Source organism: Corynebacterium sp. CCUG 61414, assembly GCF_024453945.1.
GTDB lineage: Bacteria > Actinomycetota > Actinomycetes > Mycobacteriales > Mycobacteriaceae > Corynebacterium > Corynebacterium pseudogenitalium.
Genome location: NZ_JAGPYU010000008.1, coordinates 77,880 through 86,614, shown reverse-complemented (window position 1 = coordinate 86,614; position 8,735 = coordinate 77,880). Strand labels below are relative to the sequence as shown.

10 protein-coding genes are annotated in these 8,735 nt (G+C 66.6%); 9 read left to right on the top strand and 1 reads right to left on the bottom strand.

Going from position 1 to position 8,735, the window contains the following annotated elements:
* Positions 1-268: 268 nt before the first annotated feature.
* Positions 269-745 (bottom strand): inorganic diphosphatase, encoded by a 477-nt coding sequence (locus tag KBX14_RS07485; protein WP_256042199.1) that lies wholly within the window; start codon positions 743-745, stop codon positions 269-271.
* Between the two features lie 89 nt (positions 746-834).
* On the opposite strand from KBX14_RS07485, the gene dacB reads away from it, so the two are divergent.
* The 9 genes from dacB (at position 835) to KBX14_RS07440 (ending at position 8,731) form a co-directional block, all read left to right on the top strand.
* Entirely contained in the window at positions 835-2,097 is a 1,263-nt protein-coding gene (dacB, locus tag KBX14_RS07480; protein ID WP_256042198.1) for a D-alanyl-D-alanine carboxypeptidase/D-alanyl-D-alanine-endopeptidase, read from the top strand.
* 80 nt (positions 2,098-2,177) lie between these two features.
* Positions 2,178-3,005: a tRNA lysidine(34) synthetase TilS gene (tilS, locus tag KBX14_RS07475; RefSeq protein ID WP_370687082.1), complete on the top strand. Its 828-nt coding sequence runs from the start codon at positions 2,178-2,180 to the stop codon at positions 3,003-3,005.
* Between the two features lie 78 nt (positions 3,006-3,083).
* Entirely contained in the window at positions 3,084-3,692 is a 609-nt protein-coding gene (hpt, locus tag KBX14_RS07470; protein ID WP_176754803.1) for a hypoxanthine phosphoribosyltransferase, read from the top strand.
* Between the two features lie 18 nt (positions 3,693-3,710).
* Positions 3,711-6,017: an ATP-dependent zinc metalloprotease FtsH gene (gene ftsH / locus KBX14_RS07465; RefSeq protein WP_256042196.1), complete on the top strand. Its 2,307-nt coding sequence runs from the start codon at positions 3,711-3,713 to the stop codon at positions 6,015-6,017.
* Positions 6,007-6,579 (top strand): GTP cyclohydrolase I FolE, encoded by a 573-nt coding sequence (folE, locus tag KBX14_RS07460; protein ID WP_070361892.1) that lies wholly within the window; start codon positions 6,007-6,009, stop codon positions 6,577-6,579. Before ftsH ends, folE begins: the two co-directional genes overlap by 11 nt.
* 2 nt (positions 6,580-6,581) lie before the next feature.
* On the top strand, positions 6,582-7,433 hold the full coding sequence (gene folP, locus KBX14_RS07455) for a dihydropteroate synthase (protein ID WP_256042195.1): 852 nt from the start codon (positions 6,582-6,584) through the stop codon (positions 7,431-7,433).
* Positions 7,426-7,806 (top strand): dihydroneopterin aldolase, encoded by a 381-nt coding sequence (gene folB, locus KBX14_RS07450; RefSeq protein ID WP_070361894.1) that lies wholly within the window; start codon positions 7,426-7,428, stop codon positions 7,804-7,806. Before folP ends, folB begins: the two co-directional genes overlap by 8 nt.
* Positions 7,806-8,267 carry a 2-amino-4-hydroxy-6-hydroxymethyldihydropteridine diphosphokinase gene (gene folK / locus KBX14_RS07445; RefSeq protein ID WP_070361895.1) on the top strand — a complete coding sequence of 154 codons (462 nt, stop codon included), beginning with the start codon at positions 7,806-7,808 and terminating at the stop codon, positions 8,265-8,267. The genes folB and folK overlap by 1 nt, the downstream gene beginning before the upstream one ends.
* Positions 8,264-8,731 (top strand): DUF3180 domain-containing protein, encoded by a 468-nt coding sequence (locus KBX14_RS07440; RefSeq protein WP_070361896.1) that lies wholly within the window; start codon positions 8,264-8,266, stop codon positions 8,729-8,731. The genes folK and KBX14_RS07440 overlap by 4 nt, the downstream gene beginning before the upstream one ends.
* Positions 8,732-8,735 lie beyond the last annotated feature (4 nt).

The window sequence follows — 8,735 nt, the reverse complement described above, 5'->3', positions numbered from 1 at the left end:
CGCGACCGAAAACACCGATTGGGTTGCCTGAGAAAGTCACGATTATCCGCACGACAAGTAAAACGGCGCCGATGCCGCGTGCATTGATGATGCATTGTTAACCATGATTCCGGACCACAACCACTTGACACAGAGCGTCACTCCCAGCGACCTGGGGAAATGTCGAGAGGCTCTGTGAAAATGAGGGAATTTGGTGCACGGCCGAGCAAGAGACCAAGCAAAAAGCCGCCCGGGAACACCCAGGCGGCAAACACTTAGAAGCAGCGACCTACTTCTTGTAGTTGTCGATGGAGGCCTGCAGGATCTTCTCGGCCTCTGCCTTGTTGCCCCAGCCGGAGCCGGAGACTTCCTTGTTCGGCTCGAGGTCCTTGTAGTGGACGAAGAAGTGCTCGATTTCGTCCTTGAGGAACTGGGAGACGTCGTCGATGTCCTGGTAGTGGTCGTAGCGGACGTCGTCGATGACGCAGAGGAGTTTGTCGTCGCCGCCGGCTTCGTCGGTCATCTTGAAGACGCCGATTGGGCGTGCCTTGACGATGACGCCTGGGAAGACGGACTCAGGGAGGATGATGAGGGCGTCCATTGGGTCGCCGTCGTCGGCGAGGGTTTCGTCGATGAAGCCGTAGTCGAGTGGGTAGGCCATCGGGGTGAACAGGTGGCGGTCGAGGTAGACCTTGCCTGTTTCGTGGTCGAGTTCGTACTTGTTGCGGGAACCCTTGGGGATTTCGATGGTGACTTCGACAGTCATGTGCGCTCCTTTTGTAGTCGCGTTGATAATACCGGTACTTATCATACGGGGCTGCGTCGCCGTGTGGGTTTGGGCTACGCTTATGCGCCGTGAAGCTTTGGACTTGGATTGTTGGCGGGGTTGCGTTGGTCGCGGTGGGTGGCGCGGCTGGCTTCGGTGTGGCGGCGCAGCAAGAGTTGGGGCGCATTGAGCACGCCCCGGCGTATCAGTTGCCGCAGGCGGAGCCGGTGTTGGTGCCGGCGGTGCCACGCCCGGTGGATGTCCAGGCGCTGCAGGCGCGTCTGGCGGAGCTTGCGGAGGACCCTGCGTTGGGCACGTTCCACGCGCGCGTGTCGGACGGTTCGACGGGTGAGGTGCTGTTTGATCGGTTGGCGGGGGAGGCGTTGCGCCCGGCGTCGACGACGAAGATTCTGACGGCTGCGGCGGCGGTGTTGGAGTTGGGGGCGGATGACAGGATCGAGACGCAGGTGGTGAGTGGGGAGCAGCCGGGCTCGGTCGTGATCAAGGCGAACGGTGACGTGTGGCTGGATGCGGAGGCCATCGACCAGCTCGCCGAGCAGCTCAAAAACCAGCAGGTCACTGCTGTCTTCATCGACACGAAGGCGTGGGAAGAGCAGCCGACCATGATGCCGGGCTGGGACCCCGTGGACATCGATGGCGGCTTCGTCGCGCCCCTGGAGCCGGCGATGCTCTCGGGCGGCCGCCTGAACGGGGAGACGGAGGGGGACGTGCCTCGCTCGCATACTCCGGCGTTGGATGTGGCGCAGGCGTTGGCGGATCGCGTGGGTGCGCAGACGGTCGGTCTCGGCCCGGCGCCCGCGGAGGCGGACACGCTGGCAAGCGTGGAGTCGCCGGACCTGGTGCAGCGCCTGCACATGATGATGAAGGAGTCCGACAACGTCTACGCGGAGGCCATCGGCAGGGAAGTTGCGGCCCACGTAGGTATCGACGCCCCCTCCGCCACCCTGCACGTCCTGGCGGAGCACGGCTTCGACACGGACGGCATCACGCTGGTGGACAGCTCTGGCCTGTCGGTGGACAACCGGATCACCCCGCGCATGTTGGACAGCATCCTGAGTGATGCCACCCAGCACGAGCAGCTGCGCCCGATGCTGGACGCGCTGCCGGTCGCGGCCGGCGACGGCACCCTGGCCACCCGCTACGGGGACCTGGCCGGGCGCGGCTGGGTCCGCGCGAAGACGGGCACCCTGGACGAGACGTCCGGGCTGGCCGGCACGGTGACTGCGGAAAGCGGCAATGTGTACACGTTCGCGCTGCTCTCGAACGATTCGGACATTCTGGAGGCGCGCCGGGCGATGGACATGTTTGCCTCGGCGCTGCGGGAGTTCTAGCGATGGAGCCGTTCTGGCCCCGGCGCAGCCCCCACTTTTTGGCGTGCCGCCGTGCGGTGCGCGGGTGGACGGAGCCGGCGGTGATTGGACTATCGGGCGGGGCTGATTCGTTGGCGCTGGTGGCGGCGGCTGCCGCGGAGCGTCTGGATGTGACGGCGCTGGTGGTGGACCACGGCCTGCAGGAGGGGTCGGCGGAGGTAGCCCGGCGCGCCGCGGAGCAGGCGCGGAACTTTGGGGTGCCCGCGGAAATCGCGACCATCCAAATCACACGCACAGGTAAGGGCACGGAGGCCGACGCCCGCCAGGCCCGCTACGCGGCCTTGTTCGAGCACGCCGGCCCCGACCGGGATGTGTGGACGGCCCACACCGCGGACGACCAGGCCGAAACGCTGCTGCTCGGGGCGCTGCGCGGCAACCCGGCAGGGATGGCGTCGCGCGCGGGTCGACTGGTTCGCCCGTTGCTGGGTGTCCGCCGCGCGGACACCGCGGGCGCCTGCGCCGAACTGGGCGTCGCACCCTGGCAGGACCCGATGAACAAGGACGAGCGGTACCGGCGTGTGGCGCTGCGCAACCGGGTGATTCCGCTGCTGGAGGAGATCGTCGGTGGGGAGGTGGTCCCGGCGTTGGCGGGCACGGCGGACCGGATCGCGCAAGCCGCGGCGCAGCTCCAGCACATCACCCCGGCCGCGAACGAAGACACGCTGGACTGTGCGGAGCTCGCAACACTGCCGTCTGTGGTGAGGAGGGCGGTGTTGGCGGAGTGGGTCGTCGAGAAGCGGGGGGAGGTCAAAGGTGCCCACCTTGCGGCGATTGAAGCCCTGGTGACGAACTGGCGGGGGCAAGGTGCGGTGCAGCTCGGCGGGGGAGTGCGGGTGGAGCGGCGCGGCACAACGCTTCTGTTCGCGTAAATGGTTGTCCAAGGTGACGTGAAAGTGGCAAGATGATGAACTGATGCCAACCGAGAAGGGCTTGAGAAAGGGCACCCGATGACCGAGCTGTATGACAAGAAGGATTTCAACGTTGCGCCACACCGCTACGGAGACGACGTGGAGGCGGTGTTGATCCCCGAGGAAGACCTGCAGCGGCGCATCCAAGAGCTGGCTGACATGGTCTCCGAGAAGTACCGCGACTCCGAGCAGGACCTAGTGCTCGTGTGCGTGCTCAAGGGCGCTGTGTTCTTCTTGACGGACTTCGCCCGCAAGCTCTCCATCCCGTGCGAGATGGAGTTCATGGCGGTGTCCTCCTACGGCAGCTCCACCACGTCTTCGGGCGTGGTGCGCATTCTGAAGGACCTGGACAAGGAGATCGAAGGCCGCGACGTGCTCGTGGTCGAGGACATCATCGACTCCGGTTTGACCCTGTCGTGGCTGCTGAAGAACCTGTCGGGACGTAACCCGAAGAGCCTCGAGGTGATCACGCTGCTGCGGAAGCCTGAGGTGCAGAAGGCCAAGATTGATCTTCTCGACGTCGGCTTCGACATTCCCAACGAGTTCGTCATCGGCTACGGCCTGGACTACGCCGAGCGCTACCGCGACCTGCCGTACGTGGGCACGTTGCACCCTCGCGTCTACTCCGACGCGCCTGAGGACATCTAATACACACAGAAGAGCTGTATGACCAAGAATAAAAACGTGTTGCGGTGGGGCCTGATCGGCGCCACCGTGCTTATTGTTTTGTACCTGCTCACCCTCATCGGGGACGACACCCGCGGCTACCAGCGCGTGGACACGTCGATCGCGATGGAGCAGCTGCAGAACAAGAACGCCAAGGAAGTCCAGATCGACGACCGCGAGCAGCGCGTCCGCATTGACCTGCGGGAGCCGATCAAGGTCGAAGAGCGCGAGGGCGTCGAGCAGATCAGCGCTCAGTACCCGGCGCGCACCACGCCGGAAATTTTCGGCGCGGTGAAGGAAGCCGCGCCAGACAAGTACAAGACGAACGTGACGCAGGAGTCCTTCCTGATGTCGATGCTCGGCTTCATGCTGCCGATGGTGCTGATCTTCGGCCTGCTGTTCTTCTTCATGTACCGCATGCAGGCCGGGGGCGGCATGTTCGGGATTGGGTCGTCGAAGGCGAAGCAGCTGTCGAAGGACAATCCGACGAACACGTTCGCGGACGTCGCGGGTGCGGACGAGGCTGTCGATGAGCTGCAGGAGGTCGTGGACTTCCTCATCGATCCGAAGATTTACGAGTCGCTCGGCGCGAAGATCCCGCGTGGCGTGCTGCTGTACGGCCCGCCCGGCACGGGTAAGACGCTGCTTGCCCGCGCCGTCGCTGGCGAGGCCGGGGTGCCGTTCTACACCATCTCTGGCTCCGACTTCGTGGAGATGTTCGTCGGCGTGGGCGCCTCGCGCGTGCGCGACCTGTTCAAGCAGGCACGGGAGAACTCGCCCTGCATCATCTTTATCGACGAGATCGACGCCGTCGGCCGCCAGCGCGGCTCCGGCATGGGCGGCGGCCACGACGAACGCGAGCAAACCCTCAACCAGCTGCTCGTGGAGATGGACGGCTTCGGCGACCGCGAGGGCGTGATCCTGATCGCGGCGACGAACCGCCCGGACATCCTGGACCCGGCGCTTTTGCGCCCGGGCCGCTTCGATCGTCAGATCCCGGTGACCAACCCGGACATCGCGGGCCGCGCCCAGATCCTGAAGGTGCACGCGAAGGGCAAACCGTTGTCCAAGGATGTCGACCTGGATGCGCTGGCGAAGCGTACCGCCGGCATGAGTGGTGCGGACCTGGCCAACGTGCTCAATGAGGCCGCGCTGCTCACCGCCCGCATCGGCGGCAACGTGATCACCCCGGACGCGCTGGAGGAGGCCACGGACCGCGTGATCGGCGGGCCGCGCCGCTCCTCCAAGGTGATCTCGGAGAAGGAGAAGAAGGTCACCGCCTACCACGAGGGTGGGCACACGCTCGCGGCGTGGGCGCTGAAAGACATCGAGCGCGTCTACAAGGTCACCATCCTCGCCCGCGGCCGCACCGGCGGGTTCGCCATGACGGCCGACGAGGACGACAAGGGCATGTACAACCGCGACGAGCTCTTCGCCCAGCTCGTCTTCGCCATGGGTGGGCGCTCCGCGGAGGAGCTCGTCTTTGGCGAGCCGACCACGGGTGCCTCCAACGACATCGAGCAGGCCACCAAGATCGCGCGCGCGATGGTCACCGAGTACGGCATGACCTCGGCGCTCGGCACCGTGAAGTACGGCCAAGCGCAGGGCGACGCCTTCTCCGGCATGGGGGCCGGCGCCAAGATGGAGTCCTCGCCGGAGGTTGCGGCCACGATCGATAAGGAGGTACACACGCTTATCGACGCCGCCCACGCCACCGCCTACGGCATCCTGGAGCAGTACCGCGACCAGCTGGACACCATGGTGTCCAAGCTGCTGGAGAAAGAAACGCTGCGCCGCCAAGACCTCGAAGCGCTCCTTGAGGGCGTGGAACCGCACCGGCCGGAGCTGCCGGCCTACGACATCCGCTTCGGCCGCCAGATCGGCCGCGAGCCCGTCAAGACCCCGGTCGAGCTCGCCGAAGAGCGCGGCGAGGAGCCGCCGAAGCGCTTCTCCATCCTTGAGGCGTCGCGTGAGACGCGGGAGCGGCGTCGAAAAGAACGGGAGAAGGAGCACGGCGCTCCGCTGCCACCGCCGCCTGCGGGAGGCGCCCCGACCTACGGCGGGCCGAAGCCGCCGAGCGACTGGACGTACCCGGGCGCGCCGAAGCGTGAGCCCGCGCCAGAGCCAAAGCCTGAGCCTGCGCCGAAGCCGGAGCCGGAGACGCACCCGGGCATGGACAACTACCGCCCGGACGAGGAAATCGGGTTCCGCCTGCCGGAGCACGAGCGGCCCGACCGGCCCGACCGATCGTCTGAGGAAGAAACCAAACAGCTGCCACGACACAGGAGCAACGAGGATGACCAGTAAGTTCGACCGCGCCCGCGCCGAAGCCGCGGTGCGCGAACTCCTCATCGCAGTCGGCGAGGACCCGGACCGTGAGGGGCTGAAGGAAACCCCGGCACGGGTTGCGAAGGCGTACGAGGAAGTGTTCGCGGGGCTGCACCAGGACCCGACCGCTGTGCTGGAGAAGACGTTCGCGGAGGACTACCGGGAGCTCGTGCTGGTGCGCGACATCCCGGTGTACTCCACGTGTGAGCACCACCTGGTGCCATTCTTTGGCAAGGCGCACGTCGGCTACATCCCGGGCAAGGAAGGCAAGGTCACGGGCCTGTCGAAGCTCGCCCGCCTGGCCGATATGTACGCGAAGCGGCCACAGGTGCAGGAGCGGTTGACGGCGCAGATTGCGGACGCGATCGTCGATAAGCTGGGGGCTTCCGCCGTGATTGTGGTGCTGGAATGTGAGCACCTGTGCATGGCGATGCGGGGCATCCGCAAGCCTGGTGCCGTGACGACGACCTCCGCGGTGCGCGGCGGCTTCCAGAAGAACGCCGCCTCCCGGGCCGAGGTCTTGAGCCTGATAAGGAGCTAACAATGGTCAGTGTGCAGGATCTCACCGCGCCGGGGCGCACGACGGTGATGGGCATCGTCAACGTCACGGAAGATTCGTTCTCGGACGGCGGGAAGTGGCTCGCAGTTGACGACGCCCTCTCGCACGCCCACGAGCTGGTCCGCCTGGGCGCGGACATCATCGACGTGGGCGCGGAGTCGACGAGGCCGGGCGCGACGCGTGTGCCCGCCGAGGTTGAAGCGGCGCGCGTGGCCCCGGTGATCCGGGCCCTTCACGAAGACGGCATCCGCACTTCCGTGGATACGATGCGCGCCGCCACCGCACAGGCCGCCGCCGAGGCCGGCGTGGACCTCATCAATGACGTTTCCGGCGGGCTCGCGGACCCGGACATGTACGCCACGATGGCGCGCACGGATCTGCCGGTGTGCCTGATGCACTGGCGTGCCCAGCAGTTCGTGAACGCCTCCGGTGCCGCCGACCACGGCGGGGACGTGGTGGCTGACGTGCTCGGCCTCTTCGACGAGCTGGTTGCCAACGCCACGGCCGCTGGGGTGCGCCCGGAGCAGATCACGCTGGACCCGGGCCTCGGCTTTGCCAAGACCCCGCAAGAGAACTGGCAGCTGCTGCAGGCCCTGCCCGCGCTCATGGACTGCGGCTACCCGCTGCTGGTGGGGGCCAGCCGCAAGCGCTTCCTCACCGGGGTGCGCGCCGCCCGCGGGCTCGAGCACGGCCCGGTCGATGCGGACCCAGCCACCGCCGCCGTCACCGCCCTGTGTGCCCAGGCCGGCGCCTGGTGCGTGCGCGTGCACGAGGTGGCCGTCTCCCGCGATGCCGTGGACGTGGCCGCCGCGTGGAAGGCGGGCAACCTTGGCTGACCGCATTGAGCTCAAAGGCCTGTCCGTCTACGCGCACCACGGCGTGCTGCCGCACGAGCGCGAGCACGGGCAGCGCTTCCTGCTGGACATCACCTGCTGGCTCGACTTCGCAGGCGCCGCCGCTACCGATGACCTGACCCAGACGATGAACTACGCGGAGCTAGCCCAGCTGGCCAGCGACATCGCCTCGGGCACGCCGCGCCAGCTCATCGAGACGGTGGCCACCGAGATCGCCGAGGCCGCCATGGAGCGCTTCGACATCCTGCACGCGGTGGAGGTCACGCTGCACAAGCCGCACGCGCCGATCCCGCTTCCCTTCGAGGACGTCGCCGTGGTGGCACGCCGTTCCCGTAAACGGATGGGGGCCCGCTGATGCGCGCGGTGATTTCGGCAGGCTCCAACATGGAGGACTCGCGTGCCCACCTGCAGTCGGTCGCCGACGAGTTCGCCGCCGAGCTCCTCGACGCAAGCTCGATTTACGCCACCGCGCCCTGGGGCGGGGTGGAGCAGCCAGACTTTCTCAACCAGAGCTTTCTTATCGAAACCGACAGCGACGACCCCTACAGCCTCCTTGCCCGCTGCCAGCGCCTGGAGCAGCAGGCGAACCGGGTGCGCGACGTGCGCTGGGGCCCGCGCACGCTGGACGTGGACATCATCGACTTCGAGGGCTACCGCAGCGACGACCCTGAGCTGACGCTGCCGCACCCACGCGCGCACCTGCGCGAGTTCGTGCTGGTTCCTTGGCTGGAGATTGACCCGCACGCCAAGCTGCTCGATCGCCCGGTCAGCGAGATTCTCGCGGAGCTGGAGCCGCAGGGGGTTCGCAAGCTGTGAAACGCACGCCGCTGTCCGGAGTGATCGCCGTGTTCGGGTTTTGTACCGCCGCGGCGTTCATTGTGGTGCGCCGCCTGTTCGGCCTGCTTGAGTCGCTGAACATGGTGGTGCCGCTGAGCCTCTGGATCGTCGCCGCGGTGTGTTTCTACGTTGCGTTCATGGTGCACAAGCGCCGTGATGAGGGCAAGGTTGGCCTGGATCGCAGCCAGCTCAACCCGATGATGGCGGCGAACTTCATGCTGTTTGGCAAGGCCTGCACCTGGGCAGGCGCGGTCAGCGGCGGGCTGTATGCGGGGTGCCTGCTCTTCGTGCTGCCCCGGATGCACGTGCTGATGGCCGCGGCGCAGGACGTGCCGCCCTTGGTCTCCGGGGCGTTGGGCGGCGTCACGCTGGCGGTGGCCGGTGTCGTGCTGGAACGGGTGTGTGAGGTGTCGCCACCCTCAAGTGGAGAACAGGTTAGCTAAGGTA